Here is a 21,849-nt window from a genome sequence, read left to right on the forward strand (position 1 = left end):
GGAGCCCCGGCCTGGGCAGGGCATGGGCACGGCGCACCGCGCGCTGTCCGGCTCGCAGACCGTCCACCCCCTCCCCGCCGGAGAGTCAATGGCTGACACAGCCGGATTCAACGAACGCAATATCGAGGAGTTCCGCGCGAACCACGGACAGTTGGGTGGAGGGTTCGCCGGGGCCCCGGTGCTGTTGTTGCACACCATAGGGGCGCGCTCAGGCGCGGCCCGGGTGAATCCGATGATGTACCTGGCCGATCAGGGCCGTTATCTGGTCTTCGCCTCCAAGGCGGGCTCCGACCGTAATCCGGACTGGTACTACAACCTCCTCGCGCATCCCGAGGTCCGGATCGAGGTGGGTGACGACGAAATCGCCGTACGGGCAGAGGAGTTGCGCGGCGCCGAGCGCGACACCGCGTTCGCGGAGCAGGCCCGCCGTTACCCGGGCTTCGCCGCTTACCAGCGCAAGACGCGACGAGTGATCCCCGTCGTCGCGCTCATTCCCACCGGCGAGGGCACAGCGCCCGCCGATCGCACAGGACGGACGTCGTCGTGAGCATGCCCTATCTCGCTCAGCCCGATCAGCAGCAGAAACTCGAATGGCTCGACGGAGGACAGTTCGCCGTACTCCTGGACAGCGCGGCCACCGAGGGCCAGCTGACCGTCGGGCGGTTCAGCGTCGCCAAGGGCGAGGCGCCGCCGTACCACATGCACACCCGCGAGGACGAGATCTTCATGCTCATCAAGGGCACCGCGCTGCTGTGGTCGGACGACCAGGAGATGGAACTGGCGGAGGGCGGCATCGTCTACCTGCCCAGGAACGTCCCGCACGGCTACCGGATCACCTCGGACACCGCGGACCTGTTGATGATCTGCACTCCGGGCGGTATCGAGGGCATGTTCCGGCACGCCGGACGCGACCTGTCGGCCCCCCGGCCCGAAGGATTCGAGATCTCCAAGGACCGGATGGCCGAGGCCGCCGACCTGTACGGACAGATCATCCTCGGCCCGCCGCGCTGAGCGCCGGCACCTCCACGCTCCACCCGCGCATCCCCCTACGAAAGGCACCGCCATGTCCGGGCAACAACGCCGCGCCCTCGACGAGATGCTCCGCCACGCACCGCTCGACGTCGGAGGCGACGTGGCCGAAGCGCGCGCCGTCTTCCACGAGATGATGACCTCGATACCGCTGCCCCCGGATGTCACGACCGCCCCCGGGCACCTCGGCGGCGTACCCGTCGTCACCGTCGACACACCCGGCAGCGATCCGTCCCGCGTGCTGCTGTACTTTCACGGCGGTGCGTACGCCATCGGTTCCGCGGCCGACGCGGCGGGCCTGGCCGCGGACGTGTCCCGGCGCTGCGGTGCCCGTGCTGTCTGCGTCGACTACCGGCTGGCCCCCGAGCACCCGTTCCCCGCGGCCGTCGAGGACGCGGTGGCCGCGTACCGCGCGCTGCTCGACCAGGCGATCCCCGCCGACCGGATCGCCGTCGTCGGCGAGTCCGCGGGCGGCGGCCTGACCGTCGCGACGCTGGTCGCGGCCAGGGAGGCGGGCCTGCCCCAGCCTGCGTCGGCCACGGTGTTCTCGCCCTGGGCCGACCTCACAGTGTCCGGCGCCAGTGCGACGGGCAAGGCCCGTCTGGATCCCGCGCTTACCCCGCAGGCCCTGCGTACCCGCGCCCGCGACTACCTCGCTCGGACGCCCGGCACCGAACCGCTGGCCAGCCCCGTCTTCGCCGACCTCGCGGGCCTGCCCCCACTGCTCATCCAAGTGGGTTCGCACGAGATCCTGCTGGACGACGCCGTACGACTGGCCGGACGCGCCGCCGACCACGACGTACCCGTCGCACTCCAAGTCTGGCCCCAAGTCCCCCACGTCTTCCAGGCGTTCGCCGCCCTGCTCGACGAAGCCGACGAAGCACTGGACTCCGCCGCCGCCTTCACCCGGACCCGCTGGGCCCGTGCCGCGAAAGCCGCCGACGGCACCGCACCCGACGCCACGCCGGACGCCGCGCTCCAGCCGTGACCGCGATCGCCCTGCACACTTCGGAAGAGTCTGGAGCACAACCGTCATGGTCGATGTGAACGTGGAGCCCTTCGAGACCGAGGTCCGCACCCGCGCCCGAGATCTCGTCCGCGCCGACGTCTACCTTCTCGCCGTCGTCTACCTTCCCGCCGACAGCGAGGGGCCGTTCCCGTCGTCCTCGTGTTCCCGTTCATCGAGTACGGCCCCATCCAGCTCTATCTCAACCACGGCTACGCCTACGTCGCCATGGACGTGCCCGGCACCGGCCACTCCGAGGGCACCTGGGACCCGGTGGCGCGCGGTGAGGGCGAGGCCATCCACGACATGATCGAGCACGTCGCGGCCGAGGCATGGTCCACCGGCGCGATCGGCATGATCGGCATGTCCGACTACTGCTGGAGCCAGTGGAACGCCGCCCGCACCCGCCCGCCGCACCTGCGGACGATCGTCGCGTACGACGGCGCCACCGACATGTTCCGCGACTGGATGGACCAAGGCGGCATACCGGTCCAGGGCTTCCTGAGCACCTGGCTCTCCGGCTCGGTGCTGGTCCAGAACCAGATCGACGGCATCGACTTCCACATCGGCGACAAGCATGACTTCGTCTACGACGTCCTCTCCCATCCCCTGGACGACGAGTTGCAGCGTCCCCGCTCACCGTTCTGGGAACTGCCGGAGATAGAGATACCCGTGTTCTCCATCGGAGTGTGGGGCAAGGCCGCGCTGCACCTGCGCGGCAACTTCTACGGCTTCGAACGCGTGCGGGGAACCAAGCAACTGCTGGTTACCCACCCCGACAGCTTCGCTGCCGCGCAGCGGTACTACGTCGACGAGGACTTCCACCGCACGGAACTGCTGCCCTGGTACGACCACCATCTCAAGAGCGCCGACAACGGCGCGATGGACAAGCCCGACGTCCGCTTCTACGTCAACGGCGAGGACACCTACCGATCGGCGTCCTCCTGGCCTCTCCCGGACGTGCGGACCAGCACCTTCCGCCTCGCGGGCGAGCAGAGCTGTGCCGTCCACTCCCTCAACGACGGGACGCTCACCGAGACCGGGCCGGCCTCGGACCGGGCGTCCACCACCTGGTCGTACCCGGACCCGGAATGGATGGCAGGCGTCACGGTCCTCGACAAAAACGGCGTCCCCGACCACGTCGCACGCGTCAACACCTTCACCACCGCGCCCATGACCGGGGACCGTGAGTTCACCGGCCACGCCACGCTGACGCTGTACGCCTCCACGGACCAGGCCGACATGGACGTCATCGTCAAGCTCTGCCTCGTGCCCGGCGGCCCCGGAACCGGGTCGCCGATCAAGGTCAGCCAGGGCTGGCTGCGAGCCTCTCACCGTGCCGAGGACCCGGAACTCACCAGCGACATGCGCCCGTTCCACCTGCACAACGCCCTGGAGCCGGTACAGCCCGGGAAGGTCTACGAACTCCACACCGAGATGCTGCCGCTGTCGTTCCTCGCCCGTGCGGGCGACCGCATCCGGCCGGAGATCACCAACCAGGACTCACTGATCGCCGAGGCCCCCATGACCCACTTCTACGGCCAGAGAGCCGGGACCGACCCCTACCACCACGACCGGTCGCACCGCTCGGCGCTGCACCTGCACGAACGCCCGCGCCCCGGTAGGGCCGTACCGGGGGCACCGCCAGGCCTTCCCGGCGTTACCCAGAAGTGAGAAAAAGGTCTGTCCGGGCAGGGAATTCCAACGATGCTGATTGCATGGCATCGACGAACCACTTCGGCGTCGCCCTGCGAGGCTGGCGGGAGCGCCTTTCGCCCCTGGCGAGCCGACTGGAGACCGACGCCGCCCGGCGCATTCCCGGTCTGCGTCGCGAGGAACTGGCCCGGCTGGCCGGTCTGTCGGTCGACTACGTGGTGCGGCTCGAACAGGGCCGCGCCCACAATCCCTCCGCCCAGGTCGTCACCGCCCTGGCCAGGGCCCTGCAGCTGAACACATCCGAGCGCGACCACCTGTTCCGCTGCGCCAGTCTCGCGCCGCCCGCCGGCGGCGGTGTACCGCTGCATGTGCCGCCGAGGGTGCATCGGCTCGTCCAGCAGCTGAGCGATGCGCCGGTCGCGGTCTACGCCGCCGACTGGACGCTGGTCAGCTGGAACCGGATGTGGACCACCACCCTCGGCGACCCCCGTACCTACGGCTGGGACCAGGGCAATCTCGTCGCCGGGATGTTCCGTTCCAGCGGCGGTCACCGGGTCGATTCCATCGCCGCCTGGCCGATACGCTCCTGGGCGGGCGACGAGGCCGAGGAGGAGTCCCTCGTCGCCGACCTGCGGGTCACGGCAGCGGTCTACCCCCACGACGCCCGTCTCACCGCACTCGTCGACCGGCTGCTGCACACCAGCTCCCGCTTCGCCCGCCTGTGGTCCAACGGGACCGCAGGCCTCCACGGCGGCGACCGCAAGACCATCGAGCACCCCCTGGTCGGTGACCTGGCCCTCGACCTCGACGTCCTCATGGTCCCCGGCTCCGACCTCCGTATCGTCACCTACTCGGCCGACAACGGAACCGACGACGCCGAGAAGCTGGACAGCCTGCGCGGTCGGTGCCCCGCTGCAGCTCTCACCGGGACGCCCGAGCGGGCCTGACGGACGGCACACCGTCCTCCTTCCGGCCGGGCCCGGGGGGGCACAACCGGCGGTCAGCCCCGGCTGAGCGAGTTCGGCGCGGAGTCCCTCGCGACCACGATGACCGCGGCCCTGGTGGTCCGGCCGCGCAGTCGGTCGCCCGGACTGGCTCTGGCCGAGTGCGAACCGTGCTGGGCCGACAGGGTCCGGACGGCGTCTTCCGGCTGCTGCAACTCCTGGCTTTCGCCGCCCGCGTTCCTCAGTTGCTGACCAGCCGACCTCTCCGGTCATACCGAGATCCATAACCAGTAACGTGTCTTGGCCATTTTCTCCTCGGGCCGTTTCCTCTCCCGCCTCCATCACCGGGGCGCTCCCTCAGGAGGGAAAGGCCTCCACGGCACAGTCCGCAGCCGACGTCCCCCCTGCTCACGCCTGCACCCACCGCAGGTGTCTGCTGCGTCCGCTGTCGGCTCGGTACACGACTGACCGCGCCGCGGAGCGCAGCCAATGCCGCGCAACGAGCAAATGGGACAACGAATCGGCCCAGGGACACCGTCGACCTGGACACGAGCGTCTCGTCCCGGCCCCTGTACGGCCCCCACCCGGCTGCACATCCTCTGCGCCTCTGTCACCACCTACTGCAGGCCCCCGTCCGTCAACTCGCCCTGCAACCACCACAAACGGGCCGCCCGCAGGACTCAGGGAAGCCCTGTAGGCAGCAGACCCTGCCGATGAAGAACAAGATCACACAATCCGCAGCCAGGACCCGAACAGCTCAGCGCAAGGCATCCCTCCCGGGCGGCTCGGCGGTGGAAGGCCCCGGACGACCACCTCTCCCGCTGGTTCGGAAAGCCCGCCAACTGATTTCGCCTGAGCAACCATGCCTCTGAGGGTTCTCCGCCCGCATCGTGCTACCCGCGAGGCGTCAGCCCAGCATGTCGCGCAGTCGCTCGACGGCGTGGAGGCGTTCCCCGTGCGTGCCGGCCAGCGGATTCACGCACAAGGTCGTCACTCCGGCGGCAGCAAAGGCATCGAGTTGTGCGGCGATCTGCTCCTTCGTCCCCACCAGGGATATGGCCCGCAACAGTCCCTCGGGAACGGCGGCTTCGGCCTCCTGCTTCTTTCCTGCCCAGTACAGGTCCTGGATGTGCGCCGCCTCCCGTTCGTAGCCGTAACGGCCGGCGAGCCGGGCGTAGAAGTTCTTGTTCCTCGCGCCCATTCCCCCGATGTAGAGGGCCAGTTGCGGCCCCACTCGGTCCAGCAGGTGTTCCACGTCGTCGCCGATGGCCAGAGGCGCCGCCACCGTGATGTCGAGCGTGCCCAGTGCCGCATCGCGCCAGGCCAGCCCCGCTGTCAGTGCCGCTCCCCACACCTCGGTGGCCTTTCCTGGATGGAAGAACACGGGCAGCCAGCCCTCGGCGAGTTCGGCCGTCAGTTCGACGTTCTTCGGTCCGATCGCCGCCAGGGTGATGGGGATGCGGGAGCGGACCGGCTTGTTGACGAGTTTCAGGGGCTTGCCGAGCCCGGTGCCCCGCTCGGCGGGAAGCGGAAGCGGGTACTTCGGGCCCGGATGCACCACCGGTTCGCCCCGCCACACCTGACGGCAGATCTCCACCACCTCGCGGGTGCGGCTGAGTGGCGCGTCCTACGGCACCCCGTGGAAGCCCTCGATCACCTGCGGTCCCGACGCTCCGAGGCCCAGAGTGAACCGTCCGCCGGAGAGGTCGTCCAGACCGGCGGCGGTCATCGCCAGGAGCGACGGCGTACGGGTGAAGACCGGGAGGATCCCGGAGGCGATCTCAAGGCGTTCGGTACGAGCCGCGAGGTATCCCAGTCGGCTGACGGCGTCGAACGAGTAGGCCTCCGACACGAAGGCGATCTCGACCCCCGCCGCCTCGAAATCCCTTACGGCACGGACCGATTCGATGAAGTCGACGCTGTAATCCAGTGTCATACCGATACGCATGCGAAGGCCCTCATCTTCTGTCCGACTGAGATTTCATCGAACGATCTTTTAACACGGTGCTGTCAACTTTGACTGAGCATCAGATGATCAAGAAGGAAAAACCCAGCCAGCTCCTCCCTCCGGCAGGCCGATCCGGCGCTTCATTCACGGAATCAGAGGTGAAGACTGCCAATCACCTTTGCGATCACCCGACGGTGCGTCAAGGTTGTCAGTGCCGCAAGTTGAGTTGGAGCTTCTGACAGCTTCATCGGACGGTACCGCCCCGCTCCGCCGTCGCCACCAGGGACTCCGGCGGGAGGAAGCGGTCGCCGTAGCACTCGGCGAGTTCGTTGGCGCGGGCGACGAATCCGGCGACACCATCGGGGAAGCCGTCGATGTACTGGATCACGCCGCCGGTCCAGGCGGGAAAGCCGATGCCCAGGATGGATCCGATGTTGGCGTCGGGGACCGAGGTGAGTACGCCCTCGTCGAAGCACCGCACTGTCTCCAGCGCCTCCGCGAAGAGCATGCGTTCCTGCATGTCCACGAACGGGATCTCGGCGCCTTCCTTGGTGAAGTGCTCCCGCAGCCCCGGCCACAGCCGCAGGCGCTTGCCCTCTTCGTACGTGTAGAAACCGGCACCGGCGGTCCGGCCTCCGCGACCGAACTCCTCGATCATCCGCCCGACGACCGCGTCCGAAGCGTACTCGGGCACGGCCAGGCCATCACGCCGGAGTGTCTCCGCATTCTCCTCACGGACCTTGCGCCACAGGACGAGGCTGAGCTCGTCCGCCAGCTGCAGCGGCGGAGCGGGGTAGCCGGCCTGGGCGCCTGCCTGCTCGATGGAGGCGGGGTGCACTCCTTCGCCGACCATGGCGAGGGCCTCCTCGAGAAAGGTGCCGATCACCCGGCTGGTGAAGAAGCCGCGGCTGTCATTGACCACGATCGGCGTCTTGCCGATCTGCCGTGCGAGGTCGATCGCCCGGGCCAGCGTGGCGTCACTGGTGCCCTTCCCCCGGATGATCTCCAGAAGCGGCATCTTCTCCGCCGGTGAGAAGAAGTGCAGGCCGATGAAGTCCTGCTGCCGTTTGACGCCCTGGGCCAGGCCGGTGATCGGCAGGGTGGAGGTGTTCGAGCCGAGAAGGGCGTCCGGTGCCACGAACTTCTCGGTCTCGGCGAGCACCTTGTGCTTGAGCTCCTGGCTCTCGTACACGGCCTCGATGACCACGTCGCAGCCGGCCAGGTCCGACGCAAGGACCGTGGGTGTGATCCGGGCCAGGATCCGGTCGGCCTCGGCCTGTGTGCTGCGGCCGCGCTGTACGTCCTTGGCCAGCAGGCGGGCTGAGTAGGCCTTGCCCTTCTCCGCGGATTCGGGCGAGACATCCTTCAGGACGACATCCAGACCCGACCGCGCGCATACGTAGGCGATGCCCGCGCCCATCATCCCGGCGCCGAGCACACCAGCCTTCGTGAAGGTGGACGCCGGATGCCCGGCGGGCCGGGAACCGCCGGACTCTATGTGCTGTATGTCGAAGAAGAAGGCCTGGATCATGTTCTTCGCGACCTGAGCGGTGGCGAGTTCGGTGAAGTAGCGGGTCTCGACCAGCAGGGCCGTGTCGAAGTCCACCTGCGCGCCTTCGACCGCAGCCGCCATGATCGCCCGCGGGGCCGGCAACGGCGCGCCCTTGAGCTGCTTGCGCAGGTGCGCGGGGAAGGCAGGCAGACTCGCCGCGAGGGAAGGGCTGGACGGTGTGCCGCCGGGGATCCTGAAGCCCTTGACGTCCCAGGGCTGCACCGGCTGCGGGTTGGCCCTGATCCACTCCTTGGCCCGGGGCAGCAGCTCCTCGACAGTGTCGACGACCTCGTGCACCAGGCCGGTCTCGTACGCGGCGCGCGGCCGGTACCGCCGGCCCGGGAGCAGCACCTTGGACAACGCGTCCTGGATGCCCAGCAGCCGGACCGTGCGGACCACGCCGCCGCCGCCCGGCAGCAGACCGAGAGTCACCTCCGGCAGCCCGATGCGGGAGCCGGGAGTGTCGGCGGCGATGCGGTGGTGGCAGGCCAGGGCGATCTCCAAGCCACCGCCCAGCGCCGCTCCGTTGACAGCGGCGACCGATGTCGGTCAGCACGGTCTTGGAGCGGGTGCCGTTGCGGGAGTTGCCGCCGTCCTTGCCCGCCGGGTCGTGCTTGTCGTAGCCGAGATGGCCGGTGATCTCGCCCTCCAGGGCGGACTCCAGAACCGTCTTGGTCAGCTGCTGCAGCAGCCCGCCCTCGCCGGTCAGCTGCAGACCCTTGCTCCGGGCCTGCGCGACAAGCTGCTCGATGAGCTTCTGCTCGACCGCCGCACTCTCCAGCGACGATTCCGCCTGGTCATCGGCGTTCACGAACTCGGTCACGGTGTCAGTCACTTGATGTCTCTTCCGTGATCATCAATTACACCGGTGAGCGTACAGACCTCAGCCGTGGCGGCCCCGCTACCGTGACTCGACCGGCGTATCGGCATGGACCGGCTGACGGTGTGGCACCGGTGAGTCGGTTTCACCCTGCGGTGGACCACCGTCACCCACGCCGTGCCGGTGGTGCTGGGCCCATGCCTCTCTGCAGCTGCTGCTGTAACTGGCGTTGGAGCCGGCGGGCGATGTGGTTGTGTCTACCGGGTGCGCAGTGAGAGCGAGGCCGTGCTGGTCGACGCGGTCCGCGCCCTGGTCGCGACCCGCGGCGGGCAACTGCACCTGCTCACCGGCCACAGAAGCGAGGAAGAGCGCCGTTCGAGCCGGACAGTCTCCGGGCTCTGGTCCCCGGCATCACCCAACTCGATCTGTATGTCTGCGGCCCGCCGGCGATGACGTCGGCCGCACTCGGCGCCCTGCGCGAACTGGGAGTTCCCCGAAGGCCAGTTTGCCTTGTGCAGACCGACTTGCCGTTGCCTTGACGAACCGTTCCAGGCACGTTCAACCCGCTGTCCCTGCCCGCGTCGTATGCCGTCCGTAAGTTCCTTCACGGTTGTGGAAGAAGGGACTCATGGATACTCGCCTCGCAATCCGGGCTCGCGGGATCACCAAGTGTTTCGGCGACGTCGTCGCCCTCGACGGCGTCGATCTGGATGTGACGCAGGGACAGATCCACGGCCTGGTCGGGCCGAACGGCGCGGGCAAGACGACTCTGCTCGGCCTCCTGCTGGGCCTGGCCGTCGCCGACAGCGGTCGCCTGGAGATCCTGGGTACGCCGGTCGGGCGGGCGCTCGCTGCTCCTGACGGTGTCGCCGGCTTCGTGGACGGGCCCGGTCTGTACCCCTCGCTCACCGCGAGGCAGAACCTCGCCGCGCTGGCCGCACTTCGCGGCGGTGACGCGCGGACAGCGGGAGTTGACGACGTGCTCGATCAGGTCGGACTCATCGATGTCGCCGACGACCGGACCCGCGGATTCTCCCTCGGCATGCGCCAGCGACTCGGGCTCGCCGCCGCCCTGCTGACCAAGCCCCGGCTGCTCGTGCTCGACGAGCCCGCCAACGGCCTCGACCCGGCCGGCAAGAAGCACATCCACGGTGTCCTGAGCCGGCTCGCCGCGGACGGAACCGGCATCGTGCTCTCCAGCCATCGTATGGACGATCTTGAGGCACTGTGCTCCGAGGTCACCATCCTCGCCACCGGACGGGCCGTCTTCTCCGGGCCGCTGAACAAGCTCGCCGCCGAAAACCGTGAACTCGAATACCGGTTGGTCACCTCCGACCCGCAGGCCGCCCGGGAGCTGGCTGTCGACACCGCCGGGATCGGCGTCGGCACCGTCGACGACGCCGGGGCCGAGGGGCTTGTCGTGCGCGCGCTGGTGCCCGCCCTCGACGAACTGGTGGCGGGGCTCGTCCACGCGGGCATCGCGGTGCGCGAACTCACTCCTGTGGTGTCGCCGCTGGAGGCCGCGTTCCTCGCCCTCACCGAGCAGCAGGAGACCGGCAGATGACCGTGACCCCAGTCAACAACGAACTCGCTGAACAACCGGGACTCCAGGGAGCCCAGGAAGCCCAGGGAGCCCAGGGACTTCGTCGCCTCGATGACCGCGCCACTGTCGCCAGCCGCGTCTCCGTCGTACGCGTCTACCGCTTCGAGCTGGTCAAGCTCGTCTCGCAGTGGCGGATCCGCCTGCTGGTGCTGGCCTGTTGGCTCGCACCGGCGCTCTTCGTCGCCGCCGTGAGCCGGCAGAGCACGCTCCCCAGTGACACGCTCTTCGGTCGCTGGATGCATGCCACGGGGTGGGCCGGGCCGCTGGTGATGCTCGGTTTCGCGGGCACCTGGGCGCTTCCGCTGCTGACCTCGGTGGTCACCGGCGACGTGTTCGCCTCCGAGGACCGGCTCGGTACCTGGCGCCACCTTCTCGTGGCGGTCCGCTCGCCTCGGCGGATCTTCGTGGCGAAGTCGCTGGCCAGCCTCACCGTCATCCTGGCGTTCGTGGCAGGGCTGGCCTGTTCCAGCGCGGTCGGCGGCGTCCTGGCGGTCGGCAACCAGCCGCTGGTCGGTCTCGACGGTCACCTGCTGGCGCCGTCGGACGCCGCCGTGAAGGTATTCCTCGCCTGGGCGTGTGTGCTGGCTCCGACCCTGGCCCTCGCCGGAATCGGACTGCTGGGGTCGGTGGCGCTGGGCCGGTCCCCGATGGGACTGCTGCTGCCCGCGCTTGTCGCGCTCGCGATGCAGCTCGCCCAGATGCTGCCGCTGCCCGTATCCGCGCGTCTCGCCCTGCCCAGTTACGCATTCATCGCCTGGAACGGTCTGTTCACCAGCCCCACGCAGCTCGGCCCGCTCCTCATCGGCATCGTTGTCAGCCTGGTGTGGGCGGTGCTCGCGACCGCGCTGGCCTGTCTGCTCTTCCTGCGGCGGGACTTCACCAACCCGGCGTACGACGGTTCCGGTCGCCGAGCCGTCGTGACCGGGCTTCTGCCGTTGGTCGGGCTGGTGGCTCTCACGGTCGCGGTGGTCGCCGTGGCGACACCGTCGGTGGGTTCCGGAATCCAGCAGGGCAAGGTGGAGCGGTCGGTCGCCACGGCGTTCGCCCACCTCTACCGGCTGCAGACCGAGCAGTTGGGCCGCCCCTCCGTCACCGAGGCACAGCTGAGGGCCTCGGCGGCGTGCAACAAGGGTGCCGGCCAGGTCGCCGCCGAGGGAGCGGGCAACGACTGGCGCTGCGTCGTGTCCTGGCACCTCCCCGGTACCACGGTCGCCGGGTCGGCCGTCTACCAGCTCGACGTCACCGCGGACGGACGGTTCGTCGCCGACGGCGACGGACCGAAGGAAGTGAACGGCTACTTCCTGGTGCGCACCCCGATCGGCGACGCGCCGAACCCGCTCTGGCAGTTCGACGGCAACGTCGAACTGATCACCACGCCTCCCCCCAACTGACCGCCACCCCCGCCACCCCCCCTCTTCCTCCGAAGGGAAAGCTCCATGCAGGTAACACGGCAGCGTCGGATCAACGAGAAGGACCAGTTCAGCTTTCTCGGCAGACGTGTCGGCCGCCGGACGCTGCTGGTGACGTCGGGCATCGCCGTCGCCCTCGCCGTCACGGGTACCGCTGTCGCCTCGACGCACCAGTTCGGCACCCAGCAGGTCGGCCAGGTCACCGCCAACGGCCAGGTCGTCGCCGCCAACCAGTACATCAAGCCGTACGGCGACCGCACCGTCATCAACGACGGCAAGATCATGTCGTCCTCGGTCAGTCCGGACGGCACCCACCTCGCGGCCTCGGTCGCCGACGGTGACGCCTCGCTGGTGATCACGGACCTGAAGACCGGGCAGGTGAAGCAGCGCGTCGGCACCAACGCCGCCGACGACGTGCGTATCAGCAGCGGCGCCGTCGGCCAGGAGGGCCCGACGTACTCGCCCGACGGCAAGCAGCTGTGGCTGGGCCAGAGCGACGGCTACACCAAGTTCACCGTCAACGCGGACGGCACCCTCGCCGGCCCGACGGCCGTCCCGATCCCGGCCGACGGCACCAAGCACGCCCTGGTGGGTGCGGCGGTGTTCTCGGCCGACAGCTCCACCGTGTACTCCGCCGTCAACGGCCAGAACCGCGTGGTCGCCATCGACGCGGCGACCGGGACCGTCAAGCAGAGCTGGGCCGTGGGCAACGCCCCCCGTGGCATAGCCATGGTCGGCGCCAAGCTCTACGTCAGCAACGAGGGCGGCCGTCCGGCCAAGTCCGGCGACACCACGATCAACTCCTACGGCACCCAGGTGCCCGCCAACCCGAAGACCGGGGCCAGCACCACCGGCACCGTCAGCGTCATCGACCTGGCGAACCCGTCAGCCGCCGTCGGGAGCATCGACGTCGGTCTCCACCCGACCGCGGTGTACGCCAAGAAGGGCGCGGTGTTCGTCACCAACACCGCCGACAACAGTGTGTCGGTCATCAACACCGCGCACGACAAGGTCGTACAGACCATTGCCACCCAGCCGTGGCCGGAGGCGTCGGTCGGCTACGAGCCCGACGCGGTCACGCTCACCGACAACGGTCACCTGCTGGTGACCCTCGGCCGCGCCAACGCGGTCGCCGTCTACCGCTACAAGTCTCCGCAGGAGCCCGCCAGTTACGTCGGTCTGCTCCCGACCGACTACTTCCCCGCGGAGATCGCCGCCGTGGGCAGGAACGTGGTCGTCTCCAACACTCGTGGCATCGACGCCCGTCGCCCCGACAGCGCCGGTCACGGCACCCACGACACGACGTCGAGCCTGACGCGGTTCACGCTCCCGGACGACAACGTCATCAGGGCCCAGACCGCCAAGGTCTTCAAGCAGAACGGCTGGACGCCCGGTTCGGTCACCACGGCCAAGGGCAGGAGCCACGCCAAGCCGGTGCCGGTCCCGGCGCGGCTCGGCGACCCCTCGACGATCAAGCACGTGTTCCTGCTCGTCAAGGAGAACCGGACCTACGACCAGGTCTTCGGCGACCTGCCGCAGGGCAACGGCGACCCGGCGCTCACCCAGTTCGGCGCGAACGTGACGCCGAACCAGCACGCGCTGGCCCAGCAGTTCGGGCTGTACGACAACTTCTACGACATCGGCACGAACTCCGCCGAGGGCCACAACTGGCTGATGCAGTCAGACAACCCGGAGTACACCGAGTCCTCCGCCGGTGAGTACACGCGCAGTTACGACACCGAGGACGACGTTCTCGGCCACCAGAAGTCCGGCTTCATCTGGACGGGCGCGCAGGCGGCCGGGAAGTCCGTCAAGGACTACGGCGAGTTCCAGTCGCTGGAGAGCAAGCCGTCCGGTGCCACTTGGCAGAACCTGTACTGCGACGCCAAGAACATGGACGCGACCGGGCAGCAGACCGCGTACCCCATTCAGACGGGCTCGGCGATCCCGTCGCTCAACAAGGTGTCGGTGCCCGGCTTCCCATTGTTCGACCTCAATGTCCCGGATGTGTACAAGTACGGGATCTGGAAGCAGGACTTCGAGAAGAACGGCCCGGCGAACCTGAACATGTTCTGGTTCTCCAACGACCACACCGGTGGTCCGGCGAGCCCGGCCGCCGAGGTCGCGGACAACGACCTCGCCGTCGGCAGGATGGTGGACCAGATCTCGCACAGCAAGTACTGGAAGGACTCGGCGATCTTCGTCGTCGAGGACGACTCCCAGGCCGGCCTCGACCACGTCGACGGCCACAGAGCCCCGGTCCAGGTCATCAGCCCCTACGCCCAGCACGGCACCGTCGACAACCACTACTACTCGCAGATCACGATGATCCGCACCGTCGAGCAGATCCTCGGGATCCACCCGATGAACCAGAAGGACAGCGCGGCCACCCCGATGTTCGGGGCATTCACCGGGAAGGCGAACACCACGCCGTTCACGGCGCTGCCCAACCGCACCTCGCTGACCGACGGCCTGAGCACCCTGCCCTCCTGCGGCGCGGACACCCCGGCCCCGCAGGACCCGAACGCGGCACCCGCGCCGACGGCGGCGAAGGTACCGGCGGCCCGGCAGCAGGTAGCGGCCGAGTGGAAGACCTGGGAGTCGCACCAGCGGCTGACCGGACCGAACGCCGTGCCCGACTACGCGAACCCCGTCCAGATGAACCGCCTCACGTGGTACGAGACCCACAACTGGACCAAGCCGTACCCGGGCGACAACAAGATCTACGCACCGAACGACGTACCGGGCGCCTACCTCCCGTCCCCGGAGTCCGACGGCTGAGGCAACCTGCCCGCATCGCGGGCAACTGGTGGCTGCCCCCGCGACAGAACCCGGGGGACGAGACAGACGGGGCCGGGACAGACGTGCTGTCCCGGCCCGCTGCGGACCACTGCCTCGTCGCGGTCACGGAGGCATCTGTGTCACGTGCTGTACCCGGGCGTTGCCGGGCCCTGCGCTAGAAGGTCAGGTTCCAGGCGTCGATCGTGCCCGTGTCGGAGGCGGCGTTGTCGTTGACGCGCAGCTTCCAGGTGCCGTTCGCGACCTCCGAGGAGGCGTTCACGGTGTAGGTCTGGGCGATGTTGTCGGCGCTGCCGCCGGTGTGGTTGTGCAGCGTGTAGACGGTGCCGTCCGGCGCCACCAGGTCGACCTTCAGGTCACCGATGTAGGTGTGCTTGATGTCCACACCCACCTTGAGGGTGGCCGGGGCGTTGCCGGTCACGCCGGTGACGGCGATCGGGCTCTCCACGGTCGCATTGTCGTTGATGGCGAAGTCCGCGAGGTTCTCGAAGTACGCGCCGGGCGGCGGCGGGGTGGCCCCGACGGCCTTGAGGGCGTCGACCTGTCCTTCGCCGAAGAACGAGTTGTTGGCCGTCGTGCCCGTGCAGCGGCTGTCCGAGGGGCAGGCGATGTCGTTGGCCTGGGTGGCCAGCTTGGCGCGGAGCTGCGCCGGGGTGATGCCCGGGTTGGCGCTGGCGATGAGCGCCGCCACGCCGACCACGTGCGGGGTGGCCATCGAGGTGCCGCTCTTGCTGCCGTAACCGCCGCCGGGGACGGTGGAGTACACGCTGCTGCCCGGCGCCGCGACGTCGATGACGCCCTGCCCGTAGTTGGAGAACGAGGCCTTGGTGACGCCCGTGCCGTTGGCGGCGACGGTGACCACACCCGGCAGCTCGGTCGGGATGTCGAGGCAGGCGTTGGTGATGGTGCGGGTGGTCGGCGTCGAGTCGTTCGGGCTCGCGGAGTCGGTCGTCTTGTGGGCGAGGTCGTAGTTCTCGTTGCCCGCGGCGGCGATCTGGAGGGAGCCCTTGCTCTCGGCGTACTCCTGGGCGCGCTTGACGCCCTCGATGATGGCGGCCTGGTCGATGTTGTCCGGGCAGTTGAACTGCCACGGGTCCGTGTAATAGCTGTTGTTGGTGACCTGGAAGCCGTGGTCACCGGCCCAGACGAAACCGCAGATGGTGTTCTCGGCGAAGAAGAAGGAGTTGCCCGGCTCGGCGACCCGGACCGCGGCGATCTTCACGCCGGGGGCCACGCCGACGACGCCCTTGCCGTTCTTGGCCGCGGCGATGGTGCCCGCCACGTGGGTGCCGTGCGTGTCGACGTCCCGCCAGGCGCCGGCACGGGTGTCGGGCTTGCCGTAGGCGCAGGAGACGGAGTCGGCCGCGTCGAAGTTGGGCGCCAGGTCCTGGTGCTGGTCGTCCATACCGGTGTCCAGGATGCCGACCTTGACGGAGGCGGAGCCCGGGTTCACGGCCCAGGCCTGGTCGGCCTTGATCTGGCTCATGTCGGCCCGGACCGGTTCTCCGGCCGGAGTCGCGGCCTGGGCCGGATTGGCCGGGAGCGCCGGGGTGTAGGCGTCGGCCGGGACGTCCGAGGTGCGCGTGGCGCCGACCTGCTGCACGCCGGCGACGCCACGCATGGTGGCGGCGAATCCGCTGGACGCCGAGTGGGCGACGATCACGCCGATGGCGTCGAAGTTCGAGAAGACGGTGCCGCCGTTGGCCTCGATCGCGGAGCGGACCGCCGAACTGTCGCCGGGGGCGGTGATCACGAGGTAGGCACGCGTGCCGGCCACCCAGGTCGCGCTCTGGGAAGCCGGCGCGGCGGCCGGAGCGTTGGCCTTGGCGGCCGGCGCGGTGGAGGGGCCGACGGGGAGCGTGCCCGCGAGGGCGCCGGGGGCGCCGAACGCGAGAGCGGCGCCGAGCGTGGCCGCCAGCGCCAGCGTGCGTCTGGACCGGCTCGATATGTGGGGTATCAATGCATCCTCCGGAGACGGCCCGGCCGCGCTGAAAGCACCGGCCGGGCCGTACGAAACGAGTGGTGGACGCAAGATGTCAGACGCGTGCTCCTGTGCGGAAGTACCTTTCCGTGCAGGGACGTTACAGCGGCATGGCTGAAAAGAGACCACACTCTCCCGGCAACAGGGCGGGGCCACCGGGAGACGGGCGACTCCGACCGCGCGCCGGCCTACATCCCCGGCCTGGAGCCGGCCGTGCTGCCCACACCAGCCGCACCACGGCATCGGGTGTAAGGACTGCGGCATGCTGCCGCTCGTCCTGGCCGGGGCCGGCGACGCGGAGGAGGAAGCGCCTCCGGCGAGGACACATGCGGAACTGTTGAGCGGTCAGCCGGCGAGGCTGTTGACCGGCATTGGGCCGGGGTTGCCCGTCAAACGATCAACAAAGGGTTGTTGGGACGAGGCCTGTTCGGCGTGCGGGCGGGTGGCGGATGCGCGCCGCCTCTGGAAGATCGACAACGGATGACGCGGAGAAGCAACGCAAGGACAAGCATGGGGAAGATCGTTTGCCTGGTTAGAGGACTCCGGACTCCACGGCGCGATCGCGCAGGGTCCGCAGGCTGGTGCGCATGCCTCCTTCGTCTTCGACGTGCCATTCGTTCATGCCCTGGCAGGTTTTCGTGCCGCGGGCGACGGCTCCTGCTTCGTCGGCCCGGCCGTAGGGGGTGCCGCCGGTCGCGGTGAGGATGATGCCGCCGCTCTCGTCGATGGTGGCCCAGTGGTCGGCGGATCGATAGGTGAGCACGATCCGTGTGCCGACTGTGAGGACTTGGGCATCGATCATCTTGGCGACATCCGTGCGGCGGCGCCCGGTGGCCGGTCTGCGCCGGGATGTGGTCTGCCGGGCTTGGCTGGACGGCTCGCCGAGGTCGTTCTCCGCGGTCGGCAGGCTGACGGGCATACCCAGGCGCTGAGGGTTCCAGATGCGTTCGAACAGACTCAGGTACAGCTCCTGGCGAGTCGCGATGACCGTGGTCATGCTTTCGCCGGGCCCGAACGACCGGAGGGTTTTGTCGAGCTGGTGCGTCTTGATGAGATCACGAAGGAGCGGGTTCCGGCGGTCGTAGCCGGGAGCGATGATGCCCAGCAGGACGTTGCTGCGGGCGTAGAGGGGGGCTTTGTCATGGAGCGGCAGGTCGTTGATGCTGGAGTTCTCGCGGCCCATCAACAGGCCCAGGCCGCCGAGTTGGTTGCGCAGGCTGCGGAAGACGACCCCGTCGGGAATCTCCTCCTCCACCCGGTGGTGATGTTTCGCCCACAGGTGCTCGATGTGGAACTGGTCCCTGTCGAGGTACGCGAGCACGTCGTGGGGCCGTCGGCAGGCCTCTTCCACGTAGGCGGTGGCGCGGGCCAGCAGGTAGCGGATCTGGTGGGCGTTGTTGCCGCGCAGCCCCAAAGTGCCCGCGTCCCGGATCGAGCCTGCGTCGTGCAGGACGAGATCCCCCAGTACGCGGGCGACGTCGGCGACGGTACGGCAATTGCGCAGCAGAGGGACGAGGGTGGTGTGGACCAGTGTGTCGGCATCGGCCGACTGGACCGGCAGGTCCTGGAGAACGCGCAGGGCGTACCAGCGGTCCAGGTAGGCGGCGACGAGGCGGCCCTTGTCCTTGGCGTCGGACGGCTGGTCGTCGGAACCCATGGCGGCGAGAACCGCGACGGCCTGGACGCTGAGGCCGTTGCGTTCGTTGAAGAGCACCGCTTCCAGGCGGTCGCCGTCCCTCTTGAGTTCGCGGCCGGCGGCGAGGATGGGCCGAAACAGCCTGGCCGACTTCAGCATGTCCTGGACGAACCGCAGGAAGTTGTCGGGGCGTTCGGGTACCAAGCCGAGGTGGGTGGCGTTCTGACGCACCCACACATTGAGGTTGGTCGCGATCTGCCGGCGGTCGTCGTCAAGACCCTCACGTGCGCAGCGGGCCAGCAAGTACGCCTTGATGAAACGGGAGGCCGCTGTGGAATCCTCCCGGTCGGTGGTCAGCTCCCGCAGCATCTCGTGCCACTGTGCGTTGAGCTGGTCCTCGCCCGAACCGACGTGGGACAGCAGGTGGCTCTTGAGGAGGTCGACGGCGGTGAGGCGGGCGCCACGGTCGTTCATCGTCTCGAACATGCGGTAGCCGTGGTCCGCATTGGCCGCCCGGATCCCGACCAGGACCACACGGTCCAGCAGCCACTCGGTGAACCGGTGGAGTTTCTCGGCGTCGAGTTCCTCCACGAGCTGGGATTCGATCTGCTGGCTGCGTGCCCACACATTGCGGCGCGAGAGCGAGTCGCCCAAGCCTGTCTCGTACTTGCGGCCCTCGCTGACTGCCCGCAGGACCGGGTCGTGATCGGTGATGCCGACCGAGAACTGGTCGCCGTCGGTCGTGATCACGCGGTTCAACCGGTCGACCACCCTGGGGTATCCGGCCTCCTGCGCCCACAGCCGCAGTTGCAGGAAGATCAGATGGAGAGTGACGAACCGCTGCTGCCCGTCGACGAGATAGCGCTGGTTCTTCGACGGCTCGTAGTAGACGAAGGGCCCGAGGAAGTACTGCGGAGCGGTGTGCGGACGGCGCAGATAGACCGGATCCGCCGACCATGTCCGGAAGGAGTCGCACAAGTCCCGTAACAGGGTGCGGACCTCGTCCTCGCCCCACGTGTAGTCACGCTGGTAGTAGTCGATCTCATAGGCCACATCACGGAACAGTTCCTTCAGGCTGAAGCCCTGGGACCTGATCTCGTCCGGACCCATGCAACCACCCCCACCTGCTCGGTCCACCTCCCTCATCCTCCCAACTGATCCCACCGCAGTACAGACTGCGTACACAGGCTCGCGCGAAGAACAGGAGCGACGTGCGGACCACCGCCGTCGCCCGACGCACAGCCGGGAGCGCTGGATCCGGGCAGTTGACGATTGGCCTCTGGGCGAAACGGACGCGGACGGGATGAGCATCGGCTCAGGCGGCGGGACGAGCATGCACGCTGACCGCGTAGCCGCCACCTCGGTCATCCTGGTCGTAGGGATCGCCGCCCCAGGTGGCGTATCGGTGTCGCAGGGTCAGTCCGGCCTGGGTGCACCAGTGATCGAAGTCCGGCAGGGTGACCGACGGGTCCGACAGTGGCAGGTGGGCCGCGTCCAGTCCCATGCCGGTGACCAGCAGTCCGCCGGGGCGCAGTACGGCAGCCAGTTGCCGGACGACGGTTGGTTCGGTGCCGGGGGCCAGCAGGGGAATGACGTTTCCGGCGGCGAGCACCAGGTCGAAGCCCGGCTTCAGACCGAGGGCGTCCAAGCGGGCCAGGTCGCATTGGAGCCATTCCTGCGAGGGGGCGTCGCGACGGGCGACGGCCAGCATCGAGGGGTCCACGTCGACGCCGGTGCAGTCGTAGCCCAGTTCGGCCAGCCGGATCGCGACCCGGCCGGTGCCGCAGCCGGCGTCGAGTACCCGGGCGGGCGGCTTCAGCAGTGCGGCGCAGAAGGCGGCCTCACCGTGGATGTCGTGGCCCGATGCGGCGAGTTGCGCGAAACGCTCGGCATACTCTTCCCCCGCTTGTCCGCCTGTCAGTTCAGCCCACCGGTCGCGTTGTCTGGCCATTTTCGCCTGTCCTCCTCGACAGCAGGGGTGCGGACGGCGCCGCAGCGCTCTCCTTGATCGTAGATGTCGGCCTCACGGCTGCTACGAAGATACGGAGGGCGCGGACCAGATCATCAGAGGAAGACCACCATTTCCGTTGGGTGACGTGTGCCATCCGCTCCTGGCCAGAACAGCGGGAGCCCCGCTCTGCGAGAGCAGCTTGCAGGGCTCTTCCCGTCGACCCAGACGTCAGCGTAGACGGGCATGTGCGGTTGGACCCCTCCGGCCCTGCCCCGCCGGTGGCCGAAGGCCGCCCACCCGCGCGGTCACCGCCCGGTGTCGTCCAGATCCACGAGCTTCTCGAAGAAGAACTCGTGCTTCAGGAACGAGACGTCGTATTCGTGGCCCGGATACGGCGGAATCAGCTGAGCCGCCTGGATCAGGCGCCAGCCGTCGCACAGGGCGGCAAGGCCTGTCTCGTAGGGAGGCTCGTCGCTGTCGCCCGTGGTGGGGGACGTGCGGCCGGTGCCGTCGTAGAGCGACCAGCCGACGACCGGGGAGTCCAGGGCCGACGTACCGAGGTACAGCACCAGCACCTGCTGGCGGACCGCGGAGGCGGTGGGGGCGGGTGCGGGGGTGATCGCGGTCATGCGGGAACCTCCTGCGGTCGGTTGGAGACGCGGGTGACCCAGTGGTCGAGGTCGAAGCCCTCGTCGCCGGTCAGCGCACGCCACAGCAGGACGCGGTTGAAGAGCTCCAGGCGGCCGGTCGCCTGCTCGTACCAGGGGAAGACGGTGTTCAACTCCTGGGCCACACGCGGGTCCGACAGGTCCGAGGTGTCCCAAAGCCGCAACTGCCGTACCGTCGGGTTGAAGCGGATCTTGAACATGAAGCGGCGGGTGTCGCTGTCGTTGCGCCGGCCGCCGTGCCAGAGGCCATGGTGCAGAAGCACCACGGTGCCCGCCGGGCAGACCAGTCGGCTCTGACCGCGCAGGTTCTGGTAGCGGCCGGTGTCGCTCTCGTTCGTACGCCGCAGATGGCTGCCGGGCACACTGAGCGTGCCGCCCATCTCCAGCGTCACCTGCTGCGGGTAGTACATGAGCTGCACGTCGAACGCATCGGGCCGTACGTCGATCACCGCGTCCCCGTGCAACGGCTGGGCCGCACCCTCGTGGGGCTCACGGACGTGCACGAAGTGATGGTCGATGTTCGGTTCGGGGCCGACAAGACTGCGCAACGCGCCCCCGACCTGCGGCACTTCGACGAGCCGCCGCATGAAGGACCCCTCGGGACAGGCCTCGGAAAGCGGCGTGCCGTACGGCACCGACGGGATGCCCGCAGCGAAGACCTCCATGGCCTCGGTGTTCATCTCCGCGGGCACCACCGCGTCCATGCGCAGCGAGCCATGGGCGACGAAGTGCGCCATCTGCACAGAGCTGAGCAGGTGCTCTTTCGATGTCGTCATGTCCACCACGGTAGGGAGCGCGCCAGGTCGGGCGCGTGGGTCCGGTTCACCACCACTGGTAGATTTTCACC

General features: G+C 68.7%; 15 protein-coding genes and 3 pseudogenes. 9 read left to right on the top strand and 9 right to left on the bottom strand.

Annotated features, from left to right (window positions below):
• The first annotated feature begins 22 nt into the window (after positions 1–22).
• Genes OG241_RS00610 through OG241_RS00630 form a run of 5 tightly spaced genes read left to right on the top strand, consistent with a single transcriptional unit; the run spans position 23 to position 4,638 of the window.
• Positions 23–547: a nitroreductase family deazaflavin-dependent oxidoreductase gene (locus OG241_RS00610; RefSeq protein WP_405812762.1), complete on the top strand. Its 525-nt coding sequence runs from the start codon at positions 23–25 to the stop codon at positions 545–547.
• Between the two features lie 2 nt (positions 548–549).
• Positions 550–1,011, top strand: coding sequence for a cupin domain-containing protein (locus OG241_RS00615; RefSeq protein WP_405825979.1), 462 nt, complete (start codon positions 550–552; stop codon positions 1,009–1,011).
• A 52-nt stretch (positions 1,012–1,063) separates the two neighbouring features.
• Complete coding sequence (locus OG241_RS00620) at positions 1,064–2,017, top strand: alpha/beta hydrolase (RefSeq protein WP_405812763.1); 954 nt, start codon at positions 1,064–1,066, stop codon at positions 2,015–2,017.
• Positions 2,018–2,047: 30 nt separating this feature from the next.
• Positions 2,048–3,709: a CocE/NonD family hydrolase gene (locus OG241_RS00625; protein ID WP_405825981.1), complete on the top strand. Its 1,662-nt coding sequence runs from the start codon at positions 2,048–2,050 to the stop codon at positions 3,707–3,709.
• A 44-nt stretch (positions 3,710–3,753) separates the two neighbouring features.
• Positions 3,754–4,638, top strand: a complete 885-nt coding sequence (locus OG241_RS00630; RefSeq protein WP_405812764.1) for a helix-turn-helix domain-containing protein — start codon at positions 3,754–3,756, stop codon at positions 4,636–4,638.
• A gap of 53 nt (positions 4,639–4,691) precedes the next feature.
• Here OG241_RS00630 and OG241_RS00635 read toward each other — a convergent pair whose 3' ends face one another.
• The 4 genes and pseudogenes from OG241_RS00635 to OG241_RS00650 all read right to left on the bottom strand — a co-directional run.
• The gene (locus OG241_RS00635) at positions 4,692–4,850 is read right to left on the bottom strand and encodes a hypothetical protein (RefSeq protein WP_405812766.1); all 159 of its coding nucleotides are present in this window, start codon (positions 4,848–4,850) and stop codon (positions 4,692–4,694) included.
• 692 nt (positions 4,851–5,542) lie between these two features.
• Positions 5,543–6,583: pseudogene (locus OG241_RS00640) on the bottom strand (LLM class F420-dependent oxidoreductase).
• A 244-nt stretch (positions 6,584–6,827) separates the two neighbouring features.
• Positions 6,828–8,675 (bottom strand): annotated as a pseudogene (locus OG241_RS00645) (3-hydroxyacyl-CoA dehydrogenase NAD-binding domain-containing protein); the annotation flags it as partial.
• A gap of 4 nt (positions 8,676–8,679) precedes the next feature.
• Positions 8,680–8,916, bottom strand: a pseudogene (locus OG241_RS00650) (transposase); the annotation flags it as partial.
• Positions 8,917–9,583: 667 nt separating this feature from the next.
• Between OG241_RS00650 and OG241_RS00655 the strand changes: the two are divergent.
• From OG241_RS00655 to OG241_RS00665, 3 genes are read left to right on the top strand one after another with little or no spacing between them, the layout of a single operon-like run.
• Positions 9,584–10,519, top strand: a complete 936-nt coding sequence (locus OG241_RS00655) for an ABC transporter ATP-binding protein (protein WP_405812767.1) — start codon at positions 9,584–9,586, stop codon at positions 10,517–10,519.
• Positions 10,516–11,949 carry an ABC transporter permease gene (locus tag OG241_RS00660; protein ID WP_405812768.1) on the top strand — a complete coding sequence of 478 codons (1,434 nt, stop codon included), beginning with the start codon at positions 10,516–10,518 and terminating at the stop codon, positions 11,947–11,949. The genes OG241_RS00655 and OG241_RS00660 overlap by 4 nt, the downstream gene beginning before the upstream one ends.
• Positions 11,950–11,994: 45 nt before the next feature.
• On the top strand, positions 11,995–14,748 hold the full coding sequence (locus OG241_RS00665; RefSeq protein WP_405812770.1) for an alkaline phosphatase family protein: 2,754 nt from the start codon (positions 11,995–11,997) through the stop codon (positions 14,746–14,748).
• 175 nt (positions 14,749–14,923) lie between these two features.
• Here OG241_RS00665 and OG241_RS00670 read toward each other — a convergent pair whose 3' ends face one another.
• Complete coding sequence (locus OG241_RS00670; protein WP_405812772.1) at positions 14,924–16,726, bottom strand: S8 family serine peptidase; 1,803 nt, start codon at positions 16,724–16,726, stop codon at positions 14,924–14,926.
• A 283-nt stretch (positions 16,727–17,009) separates the two neighbouring features.
• Here OG241_RS00670 and OG241_RS00675 point away from each other — a divergent pair, with 283 nt between their 5' ends.
• Positions 17,010–17,231, top strand: coding sequence for a hypothetical protein (locus OG241_RS00675; protein ID WP_405812774.1), 222 nt, complete (start codon positions 17,010–17,012; stop codon positions 17,229–17,231).
• 48 nt (positions 17,232–17,279) lie between these two features.
• Here the strand turns inward: OG241_RS00675 and OG241_RS00680 are convergent, their stop codons facing one another.
• The 4 genes from OG241_RS00680 to OG241_RS00695 form a co-directional block, all read right to left on the bottom strand.
• Positions 17,280–19,493, bottom strand: coding sequence for a DUF262 domain-containing protein (locus OG241_RS00680; protein ID WP_405812776.1), 2,214 nt, complete (start codon positions 19,491–19,493; stop codon positions 17,280–17,282).
• A 205-nt stretch (positions 19,494–19,698) separates the two neighbouring features.
• Positions 19,699–20,334: a class I SAM-dependent methyltransferase gene (locus tag OG241_RS00685; RefSeq protein WP_405812778.1), complete on the bottom strand. Its 636-nt coding sequence runs from the start codon at positions 20,332–20,334 to the stop codon at positions 19,699–19,701.
• A gap of 305 nt (positions 20,335–20,639) precedes the next feature.
• Positions 20,640–20,963, bottom strand: coding sequence for a hypothetical protein (locus OG241_RS00690; protein ID WP_405812780.1), 324 nt, complete (start codon positions 20,961–20,963; stop codon positions 20,640–20,642).
• Complete coding sequence (locus tag OG241_RS00695; RefSeq protein WP_405812781.1) at positions 20,960–21,778, bottom strand: phytanoyl-CoA dioxygenase family protein; 819 nt, start codon at positions 21,776–21,778, stop codon at positions 20,960–20,962. The genes OG241_RS00690 and OG241_RS00695 overlap by 4 nt, the downstream gene beginning before the upstream one ends.
• Positions 21,779–21,849 lie beyond the last annotated feature (71 nt).

It is taken from the genome of Streptomyces sp. NBC_01390 (genome assembly GCF_045040105.1).
In the GTDB taxonomy this organism is placed as follows: Bacteria; Actinomycetota; Actinomycetes; order Streptomycetales; family Streptomycetaceae; genus Streptomyces.

Coding starts and splice junctions, on each gene's coding strand:
- OG241_RS00610 (WP_405812762.1), top strand. CDS start 23: ATGGGCACGGCGCACCGCGCGCTGTCCGGCTCGCAGACCGTCCACCCC.
- OG241_RS00615 (WP_405825979.1), top strand. CDS start 550: ATGCCCTATCTCGCTCAGCCCGATCAGCAGCAGAAACTCGAATGGCTC.
- OG241_RS00620 (WP_405812763.1), top strand. CDS start 1,064: ATGTCCGGGCAACAACGCCGCGCCCTCGACGAGATGCTCCGCCACGCA.
- OG241_RS00630 (WP_405812764.1), top strand. CDS start 3,754: ATGGCATCGACGAACCACTTCGGCGTCGCCCTGCGAGGCTGGCGGGAG.
- OG241_RS00655 (WP_405812767.1), top strand. CDS start 9,584: ATGGATACTCGCCTCGCAATCCGGGCTCGCGGGATCACCAAGTGTTTC.
- OG241_RS00660 (WP_405812768.1), top strand. CDS start 10,516: ATGACCGTGACCCCAGTCAACAACGAACTCGCTGAACAACCGGGACTC.
- OG241_RS00665 (WP_405812770.1), top strand. CDS start 11,995: ATGCAGGTAACACGGCAGCGTCGGATCAACGAGAAGGACCAGTTCAGC.
- OG241_RS00675 (WP_405812774.1), top strand. CDS start 17,010: ATGCTGCCGCTCGTCCTGGCCGGGGCCGGCGACGCGGAGGAGGAAGCG.
- OG241_RS00680 (WP_405812776.1), bottom strand. CDS start 19,493: ATGGGTCCGGACGAGATCAGGTCCCAGGGCTTCAGCCTGAAGGAACTG.
- OG241_RS00685 (WP_405812778.1), bottom strand. CDS start 20,334: ATGGCCAGACAACGCGACCGGTGGGCTGAACTGACAGGCGGACAAGCG.
- OG241_RS00690 (WP_405812780.1), bottom strand. CDS start 20,963: ATGACCGCGATCACCCCCGCACCCGCCCCCACCGCCTCCGCGGTCCGC.
- OG241_RS00695 (WP_405812781.1), bottom strand. CDS start 21,778: ATGACGACATCGAAAGAGCACCTGCTCAGCTCTGTGCAGATGGCGCAC.